Below are 20,033 nucleotides of genomic sequence, written 5' to 3'. Positions count from 1 at the left end.
AAAATGCCGCTAATAGAAATTGTCAAAGGAGTCTACACAATGCATGAAGCGATAAACTGGCTCTTGATCACCATGAAGGCAATGGGCTATCCCGGCATCTTCCTGCTCATGGCCATGGAAAGTTCGGTCATCCCCATCCCGAGCGAACTGGTCATGCCGCCGGCCGGCTACCTGGCTCAGCGGGGGGAGATGAACGCATTCATCGCCATCCTCTGCGGCACCATGGGGAGCCTGATAGGGGCTTACGCCAACTACTTCGCCGCCCACTACCTGGGACGGCCGTTGCTGCTGAAATACGGCAAATACGTCTGGATAACCGAGGAAAAGTTTGCCAAAGTCGAAGGCTTCTTTCTCCGCCACGGCGAGATATCCACCTTTATCGGCCGCCTCCTGCCGGTGGTGCGCCACCTCATCTCCCTGCCAGCCGGGCTCGCAGGAATGAACCACGTCAAGTTCGCCCTCTATACCCTCCTCGGCGCGGGAATCTGGGTAAGCGTACTGACCTGGATCGGTTATTTTATCGGCCAGAACCAGGAGTTGATCATGCGTTACTCCCACAAGGCGCTGATCGGAGTGGTCGTTTTCAGCGCACTGCTGATCGCGGTCTATGTAAAGCTGCAACGGAATAAAAGTACCAAGCATCAAAAAACCTTGCCGGATCGCATCGTCTGATGCCGCAGATATTCATCCGAACCGTTCCCTAGTATTACTTGCCGGGCCTGATTTTGTCAAGGTAACGGCGCATTTGCCTTCCGACAAATTTTCATTCGATGCACATAAGAAAAACGGGCCTGCTTGATGCAGGCCCGTTTTTCTTGATACGACCAGAAATTGCGGGTTTTAGTTAGGTTCTCATCCGGGGCCCGGATGGAAACTAGTTAGCATTGAGAAAAGCCGACACATCCGTTCTCTGCGTGACCGAGAGGGTTATGCCCTTATGCCCGGCAACCCCGGCTGTCGGAAACTTGCCGTTGACCAGCGCGCCCTTGCTGGAAAGATTTGGCGAGCCGGCGGCGTCATAGCTACCCAGGGAATGGCATCCGGCGCAGAAGCCATCATAAACGGCTTTACCAGGCAGCGGTGCAGGCACGGGTGCGGGCACGGGTGCGGGCGTCGGCGTCGGCGTCGGAGTCGGGGTCACAGCCAACACGGCGGCAACGGCCTGCACCTCCGCAGCGCTCAAACTGCGTGTCGCATAGGGAGGGTTCGCCATGCGGACCTGGATTGCGGCGGCAGTTACACCTTTTTTCGCGGAATTGGCCAGGATGCCGTGACATCCGGCGCAGTTTGCCGCGTAGAGAGCCGCTCCGTCTATTGGTGCAGGAGTCGGTACAGGCGCGGGAGCAGGCGCCAGGACATCGGCTATGGACTGAACCTGGGCAGCGGTCAGAGATGAGAGTGCCCCCATGCCGCCGACTTTATTAGTAATCGCCGCCTGGATACGTGCCGCTGTTGCCCCTTTCTTGCTCGAAACGGACAGGGCCTGATGACACGATGCACAGTTGGCGTTATAGAGAGCAGCGCCGTTAAGGGGTGTGGGGACCGGCACGGGAGAAGGCGCTGGGACCGGCGTAATCACCTTGACAACTGTAGCACTTTTTGCGATCAGGATACCATTGACGACCGTCCCTTCCACCCGGACTTTAACATTGTTGGCGACACCGGTAACGTCAACCCCTTGGGCATTGACCGTCATGCCGCTCACATTAAAGGTTGCCGGCGCCAAGAAGTTTGTAACGATCCCCTCCAGATGGACAAGATGCCCCTCTTCCGCATCCAGCTCATCCGCCTTCACTTCCACTTCGGTTGCGCTCAGAGGCCCGGCTGCATTGGCAAGTATCCCATGCACCTCAACGAGTACCCCAACGGCAAAGCCCGTCGGCTGCGGCAGGTTGCTGGTCACCGTCAGGCCGCCGATGGTAAAGTCTTGACCGTTGACAGTGCTGACAACCCCCGTGAGTTCCACCACGCTCCCCGGAACAAAGACCCCTTTTTTCTCGATGCGCGTTGCCAGCAGGGTGCCGTCTGCAGCGGGCAGACCGCTGACTTCAACCACATCGTTCTCCTTGAGCGTGCTCAGGTCAGTGGCGCCGTCGAACACCGTTGCATCGTCAACGGTAACCGTCTGACCGAGTACGACGAGTTTCTTGCCTGCCCGGTCAATGCTCGCAATCGGCCCTTTGAGATCGTCTTCAAACTCGATTTCTGTTGCGACCCCGCTCTTTCTCTCATCATTGATGGCGCCCTTTACCTTGACCACCATGCCGCGCTTGAGCTCATTTTCCCCACGAATATCATGATTCATGACGATTCTGGCGCCGCTGGTCTCGAACTCGATGCCGCTGACGCGAATGGTGCCGCCGACGGTGGCCTTTACTCCGGTGACTGATGCATCGCCAACCTCGGTAATGACCCCTTTGCTGACCCCCATGATGCCTGTACCGTTACCTGCCGCGGTAGTGCCGCCGCCGCAACCAGCCAGGGAAAGTGCCAACATAAGTGCAAGCACCGATAATAATATATTTTTTCGTATCATAATTCCTCCGTCTTGTTAGCTTCTCTTGCTCTGCCAATACATGTTGATGGAATGTGGATTTGCATGAATCCTTCCTCTCTAATTCGTCGTCAAGCTTTATTATTTCCTTATCACCCCCTTTACTGCCCCGGAATTCGTACCGCTTTGAATACAAAAAAGCCGGGGCCGGATATCTGAGGGATATTTCGGCAACCCGGCTGTCTCTTCGAGACCCTATAGGCTTTCCGCCCCATTCTCACGAATGGTTTAGTATTATCGTCTACCGCCTGACTGTTCGTACCGATTCAACGGCATCATGATGCGAACCGGTATTCATTGTCAGCTCCAGTGAGCTTTACCGCACCTGCTGCGTCTATGACCTCCCTGTGATTTTTGCAATAAAAAAAGCCGGGGCCGAATATCTGAGGGATATTTCGGCAACCCGGCTGTCTCTTCGAGACCCATTAGGCTTTCCGCCCCATTCTCGCGAATGGTTTAGTATTATCGTCTACCGCCAAGCAATGCTTTATTGATGCGATGGGAACTTTTACCCTAAAGCCGATGCTAATGTCAAGATTTATTCGTACATTGTTGGTGGCAATAGGTGGTCAAGGCCCCTATTTCGGCACCTTTTCCCAGTCTTCGAGGAATTTCTTGATGCCGGCATCGGTCAGGGGATGCTTGGCGAGCTGCATGATGACCGAATAAGGGATGGTGGCAACATCGGCGCCGATCAAAGCCGAGTTGAGCACATGCACCGGGTTCCTGACACTGGCGACAATAATTTCCGTAGTATAGCCGTAATTATCGAAAATGGTGCGGATCTCCTCGACAATCCCCATGCCGTCCTGTGAGATGTCATCGAGGCGGCCGACAAAAGGAGAAACATAGCTGGCGCCTGCCTTTGCTGCCAAAAGCGCCTGCATGGGAGAGAAGATGAGGGTGACGTTGGTCTTGATCCCTTCCCCATGGAGGGTTTTGGTCGCTTTCAACCCTTCGGTGGTCATGGGAAGCTTGATGACGATGTTCGGGTGAATTTTGACAAGTTCTTCCGCTTCCTTGATCATCCCGTCGTGGTCGAGGGCGACCACCTCGGCGGAAATGGGACCGTCAACAATGCTGGTTATTTCCTTGATAACATCGGCAAACTTGCGGCCCGATTTGGCGATAAGCGATGGATTGGTCGTCACACCATCCACCACCCCCAACTCGTGGGCTTCGCGGATTTCTTTCACGTCTGCTGTGTCGATAAAAAACTTCATTGTCTCCTCCGATGGTGGTTATATGCGTTATTTTTCCAACTGTTCGCGGAACTTTTCCAAACAGGCCATGGAACAAAAGTGGAACTTTTCCCCGTCCATGGTGCCGATCACTGCGTCATCCTTTGTAACATAAACGCCGCACACCGGATCCTTAAACGTTTCATCGTCGGGCATGGCGTCTTTTGGGAATTCTTTTGCACCGGGACGCCCCTTGAACATCAGATACAAAACGTAGCCGACAATAATCATCACCAGCAGCCTGGCCACATAAACCTCCTAACCCCGATGAACGGGATAAGTCCATTCACGAAAAATTCTTCGCAAAAAACATGCAAATAATTTTTCTATGGGACTAAACCTTAACGACCCGTTCCGGCGAATCCAGAGAAGCCAACAGGTCGGCAACACTTCTCTGCAACAGGGGATGAACGAAATCCGGAGCTATATCGGCAAGCGGCTGCAAGACAAAACGTCGCAGGTGGAGACGGGGGTGCGGGATGACAAGCGCCTCATCTGTGGTAACATTGTCATCAAAAAAGAGAATGTCCAGATCAATTGGGCGAGGTCCCCATGGAACCTCCCTTTTTCTGTAGAATATATCCGTTTCGATACGATGGAGTTCTGCAAGAAGCTGGTGCGGGGTAAGCGTTGTTGCAAGCATTACCGCCCCATTGAGGAAATTGGCCTGCGGCACCCCTCCGACCGGCTCGGTATCGTAAAAAGATGAAAGTGCTGTTATCTTTGTCTGAGAAAGCTTGCCGATTTCTGCAATGGCGCGCAGGAGGTGAAGTTCCCGGTCCCCCTCATTTGACCCAAGAGCTATGTAAACTGAAGCTTCCACTTGCGCGATTAGAGCATAATTTTCTTTTTTTTTCAACCCTGACCACGCCAGTTCCACTTTGTCGACAAAAACCACTCACAGTAGTATTGTAGACGATCATCGCCACGACCGAACAGCTCATGATGGCTTTATTATTTTTCAATCTTGTAATATGTGTATGCTATCGAGTATATTTGTCAGCAAAAAGATCATTAGCTTCGGCAATATATGGATTCGCCCTCATCGATCATAAACACTTTTTAATTTTACAAACCGGGAAAAGAAATGTCAAACTCAAACAAAACGGGCGGCGCTGCCGACATTGCCGCAAAAGAAGCCGAAACTCTTTATAACACGGGTGTCGAGGCCCTCCGGACCGGAGACTCTCTGACTGCTCTCAATTGTTTTGAAAAAGCGGCCAGAATTGAAAGACGCCCTGTTTACCTCTCGAACCTTGCCTTTTGTCTGGCAAAAGAAAAGAGAGAATTCCCCAAAGCAATATCCCTGTGCAAAGAGGCGATCAAATATGATCCCCGAAATTCAGTCCTCTTCTTATATCTCGGCCGCATTCACCTCCTTGCAGGCCAGAAAAAAGATGCCATAAGAATTTTCCGCATGGGGCTGAGAACTGAAAAGAACCAGGAGATTGTCAAGGAACTGGAACGGCTCGGCAACAGGAAAGCGCCAGTACTTCCCTTTTTGGAGCGGGGGAATCCTCTCAATAAATTCCTTGGAATTATGCTCAAGAAAACAGGGATTCGATGATTAAGCCGACATGAAACAGGCAACACGCCGGCTCAATAACTGCCAAGGAATGCCTTACCATGCCAGAGAGAACAGAGGAAGAGATATTCGCCACAGGCGCCGAAGCCGTCAATAAAGGAGATACCGTTTTCGGCCTTGCTTGCTTCTCCCGGCTGATAACATCGCAACAAAGCCCGATTATCCGTTCCTATTATGCCGTATGCCTTGCCAAGGAACGGGATGAACAGCAAAAAGCCCTCACACTGTGCATGGAAGCAATTGAGGAAGAACCTTGGAACTCTATGCACTATCTCAACCTCGGCAAGGTCTACCTTGCATCAGGCGATAAACACGCGGCAATAAAAGCCTTTAGAAATGGTCTGCTCCACGGGAAGAACCAACTGATCGCCGAAGAACTAAACAGAATCGGCTGGCGAGATCTACCGGTTTTTACAGATTTGCCCAGAGAGCACCTGCTAAACAAGTATTTCGGTAAACTGTTGAAGAAGCTGGGGCTCAAGTAGCCTACGGCAAGTAATTCCAATTTCAAATCAAGGATGAAATCAAGGCGGCGAGGAGTGAGGCAACGAAGGCGTACAGATAGTACGTTGAGGAGCCGAAGACGAGCCAACGAAGATAGCGCCTTGATTTGGAATTGGAATAAACCAGCTGAACGGCTATTGCCTCGCTCAGCAGCTTTGCTATAATTGCTTAATGATACAAACTGCCATGTAATTTCATCGATAAGGAGAGATCAATGCCAGACAAGATTAACGTTGCCTTGATAGGAGGGGGGAGAACCGGCACTCCGCTGCTGCATGAGATGCTCAAATACCCATATATCAATATTACCGGAGTCGCAGACCTGAATCCGGCAGCAGAAGGAATCATGGTCGCTGCTAAGAAAGGTATTTTCACCACTTCAGACCCCATGACGCTGGTAAAAAAAGGGGACGAAATAGATATCCTGATCGAAGTAAGCGGCGATAACACCTTGAAAAAAGCCATCAAGTCCGCCCTTGAAAAAAGCGGCAACAAAAAGACCATCATCATGCACGACCTCATTGCCCGCCTCTTTATAAGTGTCTGCACCCAGCAGGATCAACTCATCCCGACCATGCATCCCGAGGACATCGGCATAGGAAGCTGACCCTTTAAGGTTCTTCTGCTTTGACTGACGTCATTCATCTTTTAACAGGGTGGTGGCTGGCACCTTAATGGCTCTGTTTATGGAAATAGTTTTTGAGGTGATGGATCTTGAAAAGGTTTTGCCCATAATTATCAAAGGTTTTTCTATTGCGCGATATGCTATGGCAGCCGCGGCTATTGAAAGCACTGTGCTTAGAAACGCCGCCGAAAAACTTGTAACAATGCTGCCAGAATGTACCGGAAACACTCTTTCGGCAATGTTTATGCAGATGACATGAAATAAATAAATGGCATAGGATCTTTCACCAATAAAAACCAGCGCTTTATGTCTCAAAAAATTAAATGCATTACTGGTCGAAATGACTGCCAATGCTATATAGATCGTCACAATGTACGGGTAAAACAATGACACCATCTTATGATAGGGTAACAACAACTGTACGCTTATGAAGACCATGGTTACCATCAGGCTTGAAGTTGGTCCGATCAGTCGGCTACAGATGTTATAGGTTCCAGCATCGTGAAGGAGAAACGCCAGAAGACATCCCAACAGGATACTGGTAAGATGATGTACATTCAAAGAAGGAGTAAGGTAAAGATCAAAGAACAATGAACAGAGGAGAACGGCAAAGAGAGTCAGGTATATCCTTGTATGGCTTCTGTTTCGAAGCAGTATAAACATGCATATCGGCCAGATCAGATAGAACTTTTCTTCAACTCCAAGCGACCAACTGTGAGAATAGACCGCAACAGTTGGAAGGAACTCGTTAAAATAGAACAAATACAATGGCAGGGTATTGCATGTCTGGATATATAGCTTGGCGTCATAGACCTTCAGAACAAACACGAGTATGAGGTATGCAGCCAATGTCAGATAGTATAGGGGAAATATTCTGAACACCCTGCGGACGTAAAATGCCGCAATGCTGACAGACTTACTATCTTCTTCTCTCAATAAAAGGGTTGTAATCAGATACCCGCTCAATACGAAAAATATCAATACCCCAGTATAACCGGATAACCACATCCATGCCTTGTCGCTCATATGCCACAAGATCACCAACAAGACGCTGATCGCTCTGATTCCATTGAGTGTAGGAAATACTTTAATTTCTCTATACTGGGAATAACTCAGACACTTATACATGCTTTATTCACCTTGCGAAACCTGGATTCCAGTCGCCAGTGGAATGATTTATATCTTGCGAAAGAGAGCAGTCCCCCAGGAGTCGGGAATCAGTATCGGATTTTCAGGCTTATCCAGCAGAAACTCATCAAGCGCTTTCGAACATGCCCACCCTGATTCAGGGCTGCTGTAGTCATGCACGAAAATAAATCCGCCAGCACTGACTTTTGGATAGAAGAACTCGAGAGCCGACAACGTCGGTTCGTATTTATCAAAATCAATCATTACAAGGGCAAATTGTGCATGCTCAAGCCCCGAAGCTGTTTCGGGGAAATATCCTTTGCGTATGTAAATGTTGTTCGTATCCCCTATATGGTCCAACACCAGTTGAACAGACGTATCTCTGAAGCGAAAATCGGTTTCTGCCATGGAATCTCGTTCATCAAAACCCTGGAATGTGTCGAAAAGATAAAATGGGCGGCCAGGAAGCCTATCATGGATAAACTTGCTGGTGGTACCAATGTACACTCCGCATTCAGCAAGTGCGCCTGGTATGTCATCTTTGGCTACCTGTTCCAAGGCCAAACCTAATGTTCCGTATCGCACCGGGTCTCCAGTTTTGACAATAGCCCTTCGCTGCTCATCAGTGGCATACGGATAAAGGAACCATCTGGAAACAATTGGCCTTACGAGAAGATAGTCGAGAACGTGCCTGTTCAGTCCCTTTTTTATCAACCAATTGCGCAGTTTCATATCATATGCCCTTCAATGGAAGCAACAACAAGGTAGGCCCGACAGGGGCAGTGATTTTGAATAGTAACCATCACTACACCAAAAATGTATGGAATTCAATGGGTAAATAGAACGAAAAGCGGCTCTTCGACGATTTGAGTGGGTTGGTATGCCGAGTTGGGGTATGATGGCGTCCCCATCACTCAACCCGGAGGTTTAGTCACTGATATGAATCCTGAAGATCTTTTTGGTGCTGCTCTTGGAATTGCCATCCCGTGGAAGGTTACCTCTGTTGACTTCAACAAGAAGTCAAGTCGTTTGGACATAACCATCGACTTCCAGCGGGGAGCCACCTTTCCCTGTCCGGTCTGCGGAACGTTGTCACCAGTCCATGACACCACGGAGAAAGAGTGGCGGCATCTGAATTTCTTCCAGTACGAAGCCTACCTTCATGCGCGTGTTCCACGGGTAAAGTGCCCTAACAGCGACTGCGGCGTGAAGTTGGTCCAGGTACCCTGGGCTCGCGCAGGCTCAGGATTTACGCTGCTGTTTGAGGCCCTGGCCATGACCATGGCTCGTGATTTGCCGGTGAAGGTCATGAGCAGGCTGTTTGCCGTTACCGATACCCGTCTATGGCGGTTGATTCAATCCTATGTCGAGAAGGCAAGGGCCGCAGAAGACTTCTCCGAGGTGAAGAGGGTCGGTGCGGATGAAACCTTTGCCGGGCGCAGTCATGACGAGAAATTCGTCACCTTCTTCTTCGACCTCGACATGCATAAGCTCTTGTTCGGCACGACGGGAAAGGACAACGAAACAGTCAAGAGCTTCGTCGCGGACCTTAAGTCACATGGCGGCGATCCTGATAGCATCACAGACGCTGCTATTGACATGTCCAAGGCATTCATAAAGGGTGTCAAAGAGCAGTTGCCCCATGCCGTGGTCACCTTCGATAAATTCCACGTCATCAAGCTTATGAACGATAAGCTTAGTAAGATAAGGGCTCAAGAAGCCAGGTTATTTCCTGAAATCCTGAAAAAGAGCCGAAACTTATTCCTCAAAAATCCTGAGAACCTGACGCCGGAAGAGGAGCAGCGCCTGGATGCCATTATCACCAGCCAGAGCTTAAGGAGTACAGAAGCTTACATGCACAAGATAAACCTTCAGAACGTCTATTTTGCTGCAAGCCGACAGGAGGCGGAAACCCTGTTGACCAAATGGCATCGCAAGGCCGCCGCAAGCTCAATACAACTCATCAAGAACATGGCAGAATCCGTGAAAGAGCATTGGGATGGCATTCTGGCACATTTTGACAGCAGGCTGACTAGCGGTTTCATCGAGGGTATCAACAGCCTCATCCAATCAGCCAAAACTCGGGCACGAGGGTATCGGAATCCTGACAACTTGATCTGCATTGCTTACCTGGTTGCAGGCAAGCTCAACCTTAAATCGCTATACCCTCTACCCACTTGATTCGTTGCAGAGCCCGAAAAGCATGTTTGCTATAAACGACACTGTTGCGCTTTACCAACAAAAAAAAGCTCCCCTTGTATGTGAACAGAGGGAGCTTTTTTGTTTTACTTCTTTCGGGCTACGTTGGCCGCAATAACAAGTGTATATGGTTGTTCATTAAAGCCCACCCTAGGCAACGATCAGGCCACTACGATTCTCCATCAGGGTATGACCTTGGTAGCAGAGTTTGGCTTCCTTGTTCTTCCCCTTGCGGTAGAGCTGAGGGTTGGGCTCAGTAATGGAACCATGGGTATCGTTGGTAAGCTTCTGACCCTTGAATGAAATCCACGGCATCGTTTCTGCCACCACCGGCTGATGGCGGCGGCCCATCCTTGGGTTTGAAGCTCTTGATACTATTCCGGAGCTCCACAATCATCAGGGCCAGAGCCTGAACGACCTCTTCGCCGGCAAGGTCCTGGCCGAGAAGCTTGCCCGGGCAGTCGGCCTGCTGGAGAAGGTGATCAGCCAGACTGACCGGCGGGTCTTCAAGGGAGAGCAGGTTCCTGCCTCGGAGAAAGTGGTCTCCTTCTTCGAAGACCATACCGACATTATCGTCAAAAAGCGGCGGGAGACCGAGTACGGGCATAAGGTCTTTCTCACCGGCGGCACTTCCACCATGATCCTTGACTGCCGGATTGTCTGAGGCAATCCCGCCGACAGCGAGCAATACGAGACGATGCTTGAGCGCCAGAAGGAGCTGTATGGCCGCATACCCCGGCAGGTATCGGCCGACGGCGGCTTTGCTTCCAAGGACAACCTCGCCTATGCCAAGAAGCACGGCGTAAAGGATACTGCCTTCGCCAAGAAGCGGGGGCTGTCGGTGCTCGCCATGGCCAAGAGTGCCTGGGTGTACAATGCGTTGCGCAACTTCCGGGCCGGCATCTAGGCCGGTATCTCCACCCTCAAGCGCGCCTTCGGTCTCGATCGCTGCACCTGGAAGGGGTGGGAGGGATTTGGTCGCTACGTCTGGAGCTCGATTGTCTCCTGCAACCTGCTGGTGTTGGCCAGAATCAAGCTGGCCCCGGCCTGAGAAGCTTCTGGTAGATGAAATCGGCACGACCACGGGATCACTGCGCCCTGAATTGAGAAAGAACGGCTCTACGAACTGAAATTACCTTGCCGGATGGTCGGCAGCGGGGTAGCTCCCCGGCTGCAGTACCCCTCGTCACATCAAAACGAGGGTTTCCAGATGGACACTACCTATGCCGACTTCTATGCACAGATTTGTGTGAGCTACCAAAAGATGAAATATTATGTTGAAAAATTAATTTTTTTCAGCTAAGTTCGTTAACTAAAATTATATTAAAAATTATTAAAGGAGGTAGACAATTTTGACTTGTTGAAATTAAATTAGACTTTATTCTTTGCCTTCCATGAAATTAAAGTCCGATAAAGGAGAAAAACAATGTCCGATAGGAAATTTACACAAATATTTTTAAACCTTTGGGTAACCTTTGGGGTATTAACAACATTGCTGCTTACTGCTTCAGGTAATGCATCAGAATTTCCAAATGACACTTTTGATGGCACTGTCGTAGATACATCATACAGATGGACGATAGCAAGCACCTATGGCTATTCTGCCCCTGAATCTGGAGGCGTAGGCCAGGACGAAAGGTTAATCATAAAAACACAGCCCAATCTTAGCTACTCGCAGCCAACGGTAGGCACAAAATATGAATTTACCGGCGACTTCGATGTGCAGGTTGACTTTGAGATAGGTTCGGGATGGTCGAGTCCTGTATCAGGGCATATAGATGGCGCTGCCATGAGTGTAGTCATCGGCGACAATCCTAACGAACCTCACATATATCGCATAACAAGAAGTAGATACCCTGACATGAAAGATCAGCTTTGGATATGGGTAGCGGATGGTTATGTCAGAAACACAGCGGCCCTAATTAATACAACGGCAACAACCGGTAAATATAGAGTTGTCAGAAATGGTAACGTTTTGACATTTTCATATGATTTTGGGTCAGGGTGGCAAACCCTTGGTTCTGTGAACGCTATTGCTGGTTCAGCAAGAATATATTTAGATGCGGCAAGCGTTAGTGCCTTTCAGGCTATTACCTCATATTTTGACAACTTCAAGGTTACATCAGCATTTCCAAATGACACTTTTGATGGCACTGTCGTAGATACATCATGCAGATGGACGATAGCAAGCACCTATGGCTATTCTGCCCCTGAACCTGGAGGCGTAGGCCAGGACGAAAGGTTAATCATAAAAACACAGCCCAATCTTAGCTACTCGCAGCCAACGGTAGGCACAAAATATGAATTTACCGGCGACTTCGATGTGCAGGTTGACTTTGAGATAGGTTCGGGATGGTCGAGTCCTGTATCAGGGCATATAGATGGCGCTGCCATGAGTGTAGTCATCGGCGACAATCCTAACGAACCTCACATATATCGCATAACAAGAAGTAGATACCCTGACATGAAAGATCAGCTTTGGATATGGGTAGCGGATGGTTATGTCAGAAACACAGCGGCCCTAATTAATACAACGGCAACAACCGGTAAATATAGAGTTGTCAGAAATGGTAACGTTTTGACATTTTCATATGATTTTGGGTCAGGGTGGCAAACCCTTGGTTCTGTGAACGCTATTGCTGGTTCAACAAGAATATATTTAGATGCGGCAAGCGTTAGTGCCTTTCAGGCTATTACCTCATATTTTGACAACTTCAAGGTTAATTCAGGCCTTACAATTCCCGCTTCATGTCAATGATGTTGCAGCTAAGGTCATACCGCTAAGGGTCAGACCTACACATTTTACAAGCACTTTTTTGCCAATTGTGTAGGCTGACCCCTTTCCCGCCCCTTTTCTTGCCGGATGGGAGACTGAACATGGTCAAGTATGTTACCATCAAAAGCCGCACCAGATCCGAACTCATCGACATCACCGATCAGGTTCAGGAAATGGTGAGGAGCGCAAACGTCAACAACGGCATCTGTTACCTGTTCGTACTGCACACTACTGCCGGGATAACCGTCAACGAAGGAGCAGACCCCGCCGTACAGCGGGACATTGTTAACTTCCTCAACAAGCTGGTTCCGAACGACCCTTATTTTATCCATGCTGAGGGAAATTCGGATGCCCACATCAAATCATCACTCGTTGGAGCGTCCCGACATATATTCATTAATAATTCAAAGCTGGTGCTCGGCACATGGCAGACAATTTACTTTTGTGAGTTTGACGGACCGCGGGAGAGAAAGATTGCGGTAAAGATAACTGCCGATGAATAGCGGCAATCAATATGCATCAGGCAAAATGATTGTATCCTCTTTGAACCGCCTGATATTCCTCGCCGTCAACATTGATGACCGATAGCCGACCGCTTGCGGTAATTTCCCCAATGAGCGAGACAGCGACCCCGCATTCCGCCATAAGAGTAATAACACGGTCTTTGAGAAGGGGCGGCGCTGTAAAGAGGAGTTCGTAATCCTCGCCGCCGCCAAGGGCCAACGAAAAGGGGTCACCGGCTAACCTTGAAATTTCTTCCGTGTAGCCAGGGGAGAGCGGGACATTTTTCAACTCCACTCGTGCACCGACATTGGACAGCCTGAGAATATGGCCGAGATCGGCCAACAGCCCGTCACTCACATCGATCATGGCCGTCGCCACCCCGGCCTCAGCCAGCAAGATCCCGGCAGCAACCCGCGGTTCGGGATCGAGGTGCCTCTCCACCAGCAGGCCGCGCCGTTCTCCCTTCCGCAGCAATTTTAGTCCAAGCGCCGAATCACCAAGGGTTCCGGTGACAAAAAGCAGATCTCCGGGCCGTGCCCCGCTGCGGCGCACCACGAGCTCAGGCAGCTGCTCACCAATGGCTGTTACGGAAATCACCAGCCCCCCCTTTGAAGAACAGGTGTCCCCTCCCACAAGGGTAACGCCGAACTGTTCGGCCCGCTGCATGATCCCGGCAATGAAGCCGTCAAGGAACTCCACCGTCAGCGCGGCAGGAATGGCCAGAGAGAGGAGAAAATAGCGGGGGGTTGCGCCCATGGCGGCCAGGTCGGAAAGATTGACCGCCAGCGACTTTCTCCCGAGGGTAAGCGGGTCGCACAGGGCAAGGTCGAAATGCACCCCTTCAATGAGCATGTCGGAGGTTACCAGGGAAAGATGCCCCTCTGCCGGTTCGAAGGCAGCGGCATCGTCGCCGATGCCGATTTTTACCGATGCTTTATCCGCAACGCCGGCAGCAAACCTGTCAATCAGGCCGAATTCGCCCAGTTCCTTGAGATTCACCCCTTTGCCCCCGCCACGACCCCTTTGTGGGGTGTGACCAGCACCCGTGCAGCATGGGACTTGGTCTTCGGCGGCAGGCTCTTAACCGTGCCGGGCGCGGGCGGCGGGTATTTTTCCAGGGCAACCTTGAGCACATCGTCGATCGTCTTGGCAAACACTATCTTGACCTTTTTCAGGATATGCCTGGGAACATCTTCCAGGTCCTTCCTGTTCTGCTCCGGTATGATTATGGTCGTGATCCCCAACCTGATTGCAGCCAGGATCTTTTCCTTGAGTCCGCCGATGGGGAGCACCTTGCCACGCAGGGTAATTTCCCCTGTCATGGCCACGTCCTTCTTCACAGGAATTTTGGCGAGAGCCGAAACCAGGGCCGTCGCCATGGTAACACCAGCTGAAGGCCCGTCTTTAGGAATCGCACCGGCCGGAACATGGACGTGAATGTCCATAGTGCTGTAAAAATCCTCCGGCAGTTGCAGTTCAGCCGCACGAGCACGGATGTAGGAAAGAGCAGCCTGCACGGACTCCTTCATCACATCGCCAAGCTGGCCGGTCAGGGTCAGCCCCCCTTTCCCTTTCATGATCGTCGCCTCGACAAACAGCACCTCTCCGCCGACAGGTGTCCAGGCCAGGCCGGTAACGACGCCGATCTCGTTGTACTCCATCTCCTCTTCGCGAAGGAACCTGGGGGGGCCGAGATATTTGGCAACGGTCGCAGCATTGATGACGAACTGTTTCTTCTCCCCTTCGGCCACCTTACGCGCCACCTTGCGGCAAACGCTGCCGATCTCGCGTTCCAGGTTTCTCAGACCCGCCTCGCGGGTATACTTGGATATAACGCCCTTGATCGCCTCATCGGAAAAGGTGATGACCTTTTCCGTTATGCCGTTTTCCTTGATCTGGCGCGGCACCAGGTAGCGTTTCGCTATCTGGAGCTTTTCTTCCTCCGTATAACCCGAGAGGCTGATCACCTCCATCCGGTCGCGAAGCGGGCCCGGCACCGTGTCGATCTGGTTGGCCGTAGCAATGAACATGACATCGGAGAGGCTGAAGGGAAGGTTGATGTAATGATCGGAAAATGAATGGTTCTGCTCCGGGTCAAGCACCTCCAGAAGCGCGGAAGACGGGTCACCGCGGAAATCTGCGCCAAGCTTGTCCAACTCGTCGAGCATGAAGACCGGATTGTTGGAACCGGCCTGTTTCAGCCCCTGGATTATGCGGCCCGGCATCGCTCCGACATAAGTCCTGCGGTGTCCCCTGATCTCTGCCTCGTCACGTACTCCCCCGAGAGAAATACGGACGAATTTCCGCCCCATGGCCCGGGCAATGGATTTCCCGAGCGAGGTCTTGCCTACCCCCGGAGGTCCGACAAAACAGAGGATCGGCCCCTTCATCTTCTTCTTCAGCTTGCGCACCGCCAGAAACTCCAGTATCCGATCCTTGATCTTCTCCAGGTAATAGTGATCCTCATCGAGAATCTCCTTCGCCTTTTTGATTTCAAGGGAATCCTTGGTGGATTTGCTCCATGGAAGTTCAACCATCCAGTCGAGAAAGGTACGCAGCATTCCCGATTCGGCAGCATCGGGGTGCATCTGTTCGAGACGTCCCAGCTGCTTCAGTGCTTCTTTCTCCACATTAGGAGGCATCTTGACGTTTTCTATGGCTTTGCGCAGTTCGGCAATCTCTTCGCTCCGCGCGTCGGTTTCGCCCAGTTCCTGCTGGATGGCTCGAAGCTGCTCACGGAGATAATATTCCCGCTGACTCTTCCCCATTTCCTCCTTGGCAGCCGACTGGATGCGTGCCTGCATGCTCAGGAGTTCAAACTCCTTGTTGAGGAATTCGTTCACCCTCTTCAACCGTTCGATGGGATCGATGATCTCCAAAAGCCCCTGAGCCTCTTCCACCTTCAGGCCGATATTGCTGGCAATGAGGTCGGCAAGGCTACCCGGTTCCTGCATGTTCTCCACTATCACCATGACTTCGGGAGAAACAACTTTCCCCAGGGATACGATCTTGGCCAGTTGCTCCTTTACTGTGCGTATGAAAGCTTCGGTCTCAAGGGAGTTCTCCGGCACCATCGGCTCCACAAGACGCTCGATACGCACCGAGTAGAAAGGTTTTTCAGCCTCATATCCGGTGATGCGCCCTTTCGTCAACCCCTGCACCAGTATCTTCACCCTGCCGTCAGGCAGCTTGAGCATGCGCATTATCATGGCGACGGTGCCGACACCGTAGATCATATCCGGCGCAGGATCCTCCTCGCTCACGTCTTTTTGGGTGGCAAGAAAAATAAGCCTGTCTTTAGACAACGCATAGTCTACAGCATTGATGGATATCTCCCGGCCAACGAAAAGGGGAAGAATCATATAGGGATAGACGACCACATCCCGCACAGGTAACAGCGGCAGGACATCCGGTATGCTCAGTTCTTCATTTTCCTGTTTGTTTTCCATATCAAATCTCCTCACTCAATCGGAATATCCCTGATAAACATATTTTTGTCCGGCAATTTGGGAAAGGTGACAGAAAGCACCCCCTTCAGGTAGCAGGCCTTCACCCCGTTCATGTCAACCGCAGGAGGTATCTCAACGGTCCTGCAGAAGCGGCCGAACTGGCGCTCCATGCAGATGTAGTTCACTCCTGCAGCCCTGGGCTCTTCCCGCTTAACCCCTTCCAAAACCAGCGTGTTGCAGCAAATGCTCAAAGAAAGATCCTGTTTGACAAAACCCGGCAACTCGATTTCTACGATATAGTTATCCGTTGTTTCGAAAACATCCACCAACGGCGCTGATTCGTGCTCCCCGAAGCTCTCCCTCCCCTCGAGGGTCGAAAGATAATTGAATATTTCGTCCATCTGCTGCCGGAAAAAGTTCAACCATTCCAAAGGATACCTGGGAATCACAGCCATAACTTCCCTCTTCGGTCAAGTTCCGTCCATATGCAATATATTGCGCTATGAAAACTCAACTCGTGTCGTTATCGACCACATCAGTAGCCGGCAAAGGTGATTTTGTTGATTTAACCATCTTTGCCGTGAAAGTCAAGGTAATCCGCCGTATCGCGAAGCAGGACGGCGCCATAATTGTGCATTGGCCTGTGAACCCCCCTCAGCCAACCGTCTTCGCTGTTAGGAATTGAATTATCAGTAACTGGTGTGTATAATCCCCGCAAATTCATATCAAGAATTACGCGAGGACCTTGATGAAAAAATATTCGACCCTTCTTATGCTGGCTGTTCTGCCGCTTCTCACCTGTGGGTTTGATTGGGGTTTCGGCTTAAAGGACAATTGCCGCGAAGCAAAAAAGATAGCTGTCAGCTTGGCTGATATCAAGGTCGATGCCGCACGGAGCGAAGCGGAATCACGAATAATAAAGCTTTGCCCTGATGGAGCTGCGGGGCATTTTATGAAGGCGCTCGATCTGGAGCGAAATGGAAACCTCGACGGGGCCGTCACGGAGTATCAGGAATCCTTGAAAGATGACCCGGATTTCGGACCGGCCAGTGGCAATCTCGGCCTCATCTATTTACAGAAGGGTTTGCAGGATGATGCCGCAGTCGAGCTGACCAAAGCGATAAAAACCACCCCTTCTCCCGCCTATAACAAGGCTCTCGGCAAGATATTCAGTGACAAGAAACTCTACAATCTGGCTTTGTATCATTACAACGAGGCTATAAACGCCCTGCCGGCAGACACATCTCTTTATGCTGACCTTGCCGGAGTATATACCGGCATGGGACTCATAAACAGCGCCGAAGAGGAATACAACAAGGTGCTGGCAATCGAGCCGGGCAATCTCAACGCCAGACTAGGCCTGGCGGCGCTCTTCAGCAGCAGGAACCAGTTTGACAAGGCGATCGGTGAACTCAAAAAGGCCCAGGTGATCGATCCCGGGAATAAAAACATCCATCGCCTGTTGGCGGAAGCCTACGACAAAAAGGGTGATAAAAAAAGCTCCGAGTATGAATATATTCTTGCCGGTATACCGGTCAAAACCGAAGAAGTGGCTCAAAGTAACCACCTGCGTCAGGGCGATGAATTCGTAAAAAACAAGGAATACGAAAAAGCCGCGACTGAATACAAGGCCGCATTGAAGGACAAGCCTGAATGGCCTGAAGCCCTGCAAAAACTTGGGGATGCGCAGATGGCGGCAGGCCATGATGATGAAGCAATCGCCAGCTATCGTGAAGCAATCCGCCTCAAGGCGGAAAACGGCAACCTTCACTACAATCTGGGAATTCTATACGAACGCAAGGCGCTCCTCGATGAAGCAGTTGTCGAATACCGGCAGGCCCTCAACTATACCGCAGACAACGGCGACACACGAAGACGGCTTGCAGATATCTACACCCTGCGCGGCAGTTTTCCGCAAGCAATCGAGCAGTACCGCGAACTGATCAAACTGAGAAAAGACAACCCTCTCATCCATTTTAAACTGGCAAAGGTCTACGTTAACAGCAAGGATTATCCGGCGGCAATTTCAGAATACCTTGAAACGACAAAACTGGACCCCGACAATATTGAAGCGCACCGCGATCTGGCTGCCCTTTTCAGGAAGAAAAATCAGAACGAAGAGGCGGAAAAGGAATACCGCTCGATACTCCGCATGAAAAAAGACGATGTCGAAGCCCGTACGGCACTCACCTCCATCTACGTAAAAAACAAGAACTATGACGAACTGATCAACCTCCTCAAAGAAGGGGTGGAACTGAATCCTAAAGACCCCAACAGCCATTATAAGCTGGGGCTGATATATGAATTCAAAAAAGATTATGATGCTGCCATCAGCCAGTATAAGGAATCTGTAGCATTAAAGAGCGATCATGCAAAAGCCTTGAATGCCATGGGACGTGCCTACATGAAGAGCGGCCGCATATCCGAAGCAAAAGAGGCGCTGGAAACGGCAAAGAAAGCTGATCCCGAATTGGAAGAGACGACCGTCCTGCTCAGCAACATAAAGGAAGAGCTGTCGCCGGAACCCAAAAAGTATAAAAAGAAAGGGCACAAGTCCAAAAAAGGGAAAGCCGTGAAAAAACGTGGTAAAAACAAGGCGGGAAAAACATCGAAAGCAAAAAAATCAAAAGCCAAAACAAAAAAATAAACTTTGGCTTAAGCACACGCAGCTCGAAACTCACATAAATCGATCACAATACAAAAAGGCCGGGCAAAATGCCCGGCCTTTTCTTGTTCGCCCAATAGTTTTTTTATGATGCTTCCTCGTCCAGGGGGATTATCATCACCTTGGATATCCCCTTGCCGAGGAATCCCAATTTTTTTGCCGCTGCTCGGGAAAGATCGATAAATGGCCACTTTCTCTTGCGGCAACGGTCATTTACGATGACCACTACTTCTTTGTCATTGGCAAGGTTTCTCACCTTAACCTTTGTTCCGAGGGGAAGGTCGGAATGGGCCGCCGTCATTTTTTCGGGATTGTAACGAACCCCCGAGGTCGTTCTCCTGCCGTTATACCTTTTGGCGTAGTAGGATGCGATCCCCTCCTGACGGCTTCCTGCCTTCACAGGCGCTACGACTGCTTCTTCCTTGTTGGTTTCCGATCGAGTTTCTTCAGCCTGCAGGGGAAGTGGGTGGATCGGAAGGAGCATCAGACAAATAGCACTTATCAGCGCCAAATTGCCACTCCGCTCGAGTGATGCCATGCGCACCTCCTTTGTTGGGCGAGGGGCTCTTATAGCATGATCGATTTGGCGAAGTCAAGCAAAAAGACGCGCAAAACAACGTAACACACTGATATTACTACATTTTATACAAGCCACAAAACAGCCACCTGCCTTAACGGTCTATAATGCAATAAGGGCTGTCGCCTGTCATCCAACGATCATCTGTACTCCCTTTCGCACTCCGCAAGCAGTGAAGCCAATTCATCAGCGGAGATGTCGGTGAATAAATAGTATCTTATCCGGG

Annotated in this window: 18 protein-coding genes, 2 pseudogenes and 2 riboswitches; of the genes and pseudogenes, 9 read left to right on the top strand and 11 right to left on the bottom strand. The window is 50.6% G+C overall.

Annotation, left to right across the window (positions count from 1 at the left end; genetic code table 11):
* Positions 1-39 precede the first annotated feature (39 nt).
* Complete coding sequence (locus tag GURA_RS03605; RefSeq protein WP_011937641.1) at positions 40-672, top strand: DedA family protein; 633 nt, start codon at positions 40-42, stop codon at positions 670-672.
* Positions 673-874: 202 nt separating this feature from the next.
* Here the strand turns inward: GURA_RS03605 and GURA_RS24530 are convergent, their stop codons facing one another.
* The 4 genes from GURA_RS24530 to folK form a co-directional block, all read right to left on the bottom strand.
* Positions 875-2,536, bottom strand: a complete 1,662-nt coding sequence (locus GURA_RS24530) for a DUF5666 domain-containing protein (protein WP_011937640.1) — start codon at positions 2,534-2,536, stop codon at positions 875-877.
* 184 nt (positions 2,537-2,720) lie between these two features.
* Positions 2,721-2,797: riboswitch (cyclic di-GMP riboswitch) on the bottom strand.
* A 151-nt stretch (positions 2,798-2,948) separates the two neighbouring features.
* Positions 2,949-3,025, bottom strand: a riboswitch (cyclic di-GMP riboswitch).
* A 107-nt stretch (positions 3,026-3,132) separates the two neighbouring features.
* Complete coding sequence (fsa, locus tag GURA_RS03595; RefSeq protein WP_011937639.1) at positions 3,133-3,777, bottom strand: fructose-6-phosphate aldolase; 645 nt, start codon at positions 3,775-3,777, stop codon at positions 3,133-3,135.
* A 27-nt stretch (positions 3,778-3,804) separates the two neighbouring features.
* Positions 3,805-4,044, bottom strand: coding sequence for a YHS domain-containing protein (locus GURA_RS03590; RefSeq protein ID WP_011937638.1), 240 nt, complete (start codon positions 4,042-4,044; stop codon positions 3,805-3,807).
* Between the two features lie 85 nt (positions 4,045-4,129).
* Positions 4,130-4,654 (bottom strand): 2-amino-4-hydroxy-6-hydroxymethyldihydropteridine diphosphokinase, encoded by a 525-nt coding sequence (folK, locus tag GURA_RS03585; RefSeq protein WP_327049731.1) that lies wholly within the window; start codon positions 4,652-4,654, stop codon positions 4,130-4,132.
* Positions 4,655-4,882: 228 nt separating this feature from the next.
* On the opposite strand from folK, the gene GURA_RS03580 reads away from it, so the two are divergent.
* From GURA_RS03580 to GURA_RS03570, 3 genes are all read left to right on the top strand, one after another.
* Positions 4,883-5,362 carry a tetratricopeptide repeat protein gene (locus tag GURA_RS03580; protein WP_011937636.1) on the top strand — a complete coding sequence of 160 codons (480 nt, stop codon included), beginning with the start codon at positions 4,883-4,885 and terminating at the stop codon, positions 5,360-5,362.
* 59 nt (positions 5,363-5,421) lie between these two features.
* Positions 5,422-5,865, top strand: coding sequence for a tetratricopeptide repeat protein (locus GURA_RS03575; protein WP_011937635.1), 444 nt, complete (start codon positions 5,422-5,424; stop codon positions 5,863-5,865).
* A gap of 233 nt (positions 5,866-6,098) precedes the next feature.
* On the top strand, positions 6,099-6,491 hold the full coding sequence (locus GURA_RS03570) for a hypothetical protein (RefSeq protein WP_011937634.1): 393 nt from the start codon (positions 6,099-6,101) through the stop codon (positions 6,489-6,491).
* Positions 6,492-6,521: 30 nt separating this feature from the next.
* Here GURA_RS03570 and GURA_RS03565 read toward each other — a convergent pair whose 3' ends face one another.
* Both GURA_RS03565 and GURA_RS03560 read right to left on the bottom strand, forming a co-directional pair.
* Positions 6,522-7,637, bottom strand: coding sequence for an acyltransferase family protein (locus GURA_RS03565; protein ID WP_011937633.1), 1,116 nt, complete (start codon positions 7,635-7,637; stop codon positions 6,522-6,524).
* A 48-nt stretch (positions 7,638-7,685) separates the two neighbouring features.
* Positions 7,686-8,369, bottom strand: a complete 684-nt coding sequence (locus tag GURA_RS03560) for a TylF/MycF/NovP-related O-methyltransferase (protein ID WP_011937632.1) — start codon at positions 8,367-8,369, stop codon at positions 7,686-7,688.
* Between the two features lie 207 nt (positions 8,370-8,576).
* Here GURA_RS03560 and GURA_RS03555 point away from each other — a divergent pair, with 207 nt between their 5' ends.
* Entirely contained in the window at positions 8,577-9,818 is a 1,242-nt protein-coding gene (locus tag GURA_RS03555) for an ISL3-like element ISGur7 family transposase (protein ID WP_011937631.1), read from the top strand.
* A 174-nt stretch (positions 9,819-9,992) separates the two neighbouring features.
* Here GURA_RS03555 and GURA_RS03550 read toward each other — a convergent pair.
* Positions 9,993-10,218 (bottom strand): annotated as a pseudogene (locus GURA_RS03550) (IS5/IS1182 family transposase); the annotation flags it as partial.
* Between GURA_RS03550 and GURA_RS23180 the strand changes: the two are divergent.
* From GURA_RS23180 to GURA_RS03535, 3 genes and pseudogenes are all read left to right on the top strand, one after another.
* Positions 10,201-10,887: pseudogene (locus tag GURA_RS23180) on the top strand (transposase); the annotation flags it as partial. The pseudogenes GURA_RS03550 and GURA_RS23180 sit on opposite strands and share 18 nt — an antisense overlap.
* Before the next feature lie 375 nt (positions 10,888-11,262).
* Positions 11,263-12,594, top strand: coding sequence for a hypothetical protein (locus GURA_RS03540; protein ID WP_011937630.1), 1,332 nt, complete (start codon positions 11,263-11,265; stop codon positions 12,592-12,594).
* Positions 12,595-12,713: 119 nt separating this feature from the next.
* Entirely contained in the window at positions 12,714-13,115 is a 402-nt protein-coding gene (locus GURA_RS03535; RefSeq protein ID WP_011937629.1) for a secondary thiamine-phosphate synthase enzyme YjbQ, read from the top strand.
* Between the two features lie 16 nt (positions 13,116-13,131).
* On the opposite strand, the gene thiL is transcribed toward GURA_RS03535, so the two are convergent.
* Genes thiL through GURA_RS03520 form a run of 3 tightly spaced genes read right to left on the bottom strand, consistent with a single transcriptional unit; the run spans position 13,132 to position 17,020 of the window.
* Positions 13,132-14,115: a thiamine-phosphate kinase gene (gene thiL, locus GURA_RS03530; RefSeq protein ID WP_011937628.1), complete on the bottom strand. Its 984-nt coding sequence runs from the start codon at positions 14,113-14,115 to the stop codon at positions 13,132-13,134.
* Positions 14,112-16,565 carry an endopeptidase La gene (lon, locus tag GURA_RS03525; protein ID WP_011937627.1) on the bottom strand — a complete coding sequence of 818 codons (2,454 nt, stop codon included), beginning with the start codon at positions 16,563-16,565 and terminating at the stop codon, positions 14,112-14,114. The genes thiL and lon overlap by 4 nt, the downstream gene beginning before the upstream one ends.
* An 11-nt stretch (positions 16,566-16,576) precedes the next feature.
* The gene (locus GURA_RS03520) at positions 16,577-17,020 is read right to left on the bottom strand and encodes an Hsp20/alpha crystallin family protein (protein ID WP_011937626.1); all 444 of its coding nucleotides are present in this window, start codon (positions 17,018-17,020) and stop codon (positions 16,577-16,579) included.
* A gap of 293 nt (positions 17,021-17,313) precedes the next feature.
* Between GURA_RS03520 and GURA_RS03515 the strand changes: the two genes are divergently transcribed.
* Positions 17,314-19,212 carry a tetratricopeptide repeat protein gene (locus tag GURA_RS03515; protein WP_011937625.1) on the top strand — a complete coding sequence of 633 codons (1,899 nt, stop codon included), beginning with the start codon at positions 17,314-17,316 and terminating at the stop codon, positions 19,210-19,212.
* Between the two features lie 103 nt (positions 19,213-19,315).
* Here the strand turns inward: GURA_RS03515 and GURA_RS03510 are convergent, their stop codons facing one another.
* Positions 19,316-19,768, bottom strand: a complete 453-nt coding sequence (locus tag GURA_RS03510; RefSeq protein ID WP_041245254.1) for a septal ring lytic transglycosylase RlpA family protein — start codon at positions 19,766-19,768, stop codon at positions 19,316-19,318.
* Between the last annotated feature and the right edge of the window lie 265 nt (positions 19,769-20,033).

The organism is Geotalea uraniireducens Rf4, assembly GCF_000016745.1.
GTDB classification, from domain to species: domain Bacteria; phylum Desulfobacterota; class Desulfuromonadia; order Geobacterales; family Geobacteraceae; genus Geotalea; species Geotalea uraniireducens.
The sequence above is the reverse complement of the archived record's forward strand: the minus strand, read 5'-3'. Positions and strand labels throughout refer to the sequence as shown.

Coding starts and splice junctions, on each gene's coding strand:
- GURA_RS03605 (WP_011937641.1), top strand. CDS start 40: ATGCATGAAGCGATAAACTGGCTCTTGATCACCATGAAGGCAATGGGC.
- GURA_RS03540 (WP_011937630.1), top strand. CDS start 11,263: ATGTCCGATAGGAAATTTACACAAATATTTTTAAACCTTTGGGTAACC.
- GURA_RS03555 (WP_011937631.1), top strand. CDS start 8,577: ATGAATCCTGAAGATCTTTTTGGTGCTGCTCTTGGAATTGCCATCCCG.
- GURA_RS03560 (WP_011937632.1), bottom strand. CDS start 8,369: ATGAAACTGCGCAATTGGTTGATAAAAAAGGGACTGAACAGGCACGTT.
- GURA_RS03520 (WP_011937626.1), bottom strand. CDS start 17,020: ATGGCTGTGATTCCCAGGTATCCTTTGGAATGGTTGAACTTTTTCCGG.
- GURA_RS03570 (WP_011937634.1), top strand. CDS start 6,099: ATGCCAGACAAGATTAACGTTGCCTTGATAGGAGGGGGGAGAACCGGC.
- GURA_RS03535 (WP_011937629.1), top strand. CDS start 12,714: ATGGTCAAGTATGTTACCATCAAAAGCCGCACCAGATCCGAACTCATC.
- fsa (WP_011937639.1), bottom strand. CDS start 3,777: ATGAAGTTTTTTATCGACACAGCAGACGTGAAAGAAATCCGCGAAGCC.
- GURA_RS03515 (WP_011937625.1), top strand. CDS start 17,314: ATGAAAAAATATTCGACCCTTCTTATGCTGGCTGTTCTGCCGCTTCTC.
- lon (WP_011937627.1), bottom strand. CDS start 16,565: ATGGAAAACAAACAGGAAAATGAAGAACTGAGCATACCGGATGTCCTG.
- GURA_RS03510 (WP_041245254.1), bottom strand. CDS start 19,768: ATGGCATCACTCGAGCGGAGTGGCAATTTGGCGCTGATAAGTGCTATT.
- GURA_RS03580 (WP_011937636.1), top strand. CDS start 4,883: ATGTCAAACTCAAACAAAACGGGCGGCGCTGCCGACATTGCCGCAAAA.
- GURA_RS03575 (WP_011937635.1), top strand. CDS start 5,422: ATGCCAGAGAGAACAGAGGAAGAGATATTCGCCACAGGCGCCGAAGCC.
- GURA_RS24530 (WP_011937640.1), bottom strand. CDS start 2,536: ATGATACGAAAAAATATATTATTATCGGTGCTTGCACTTATGTTGGCA.
- GURA_RS03565 (WP_011937633.1), bottom strand. CDS start 7,637: ATGTATAAGTGTCTGAGTTATTCCCAGTATAGAGAAATTAAAGTATTT.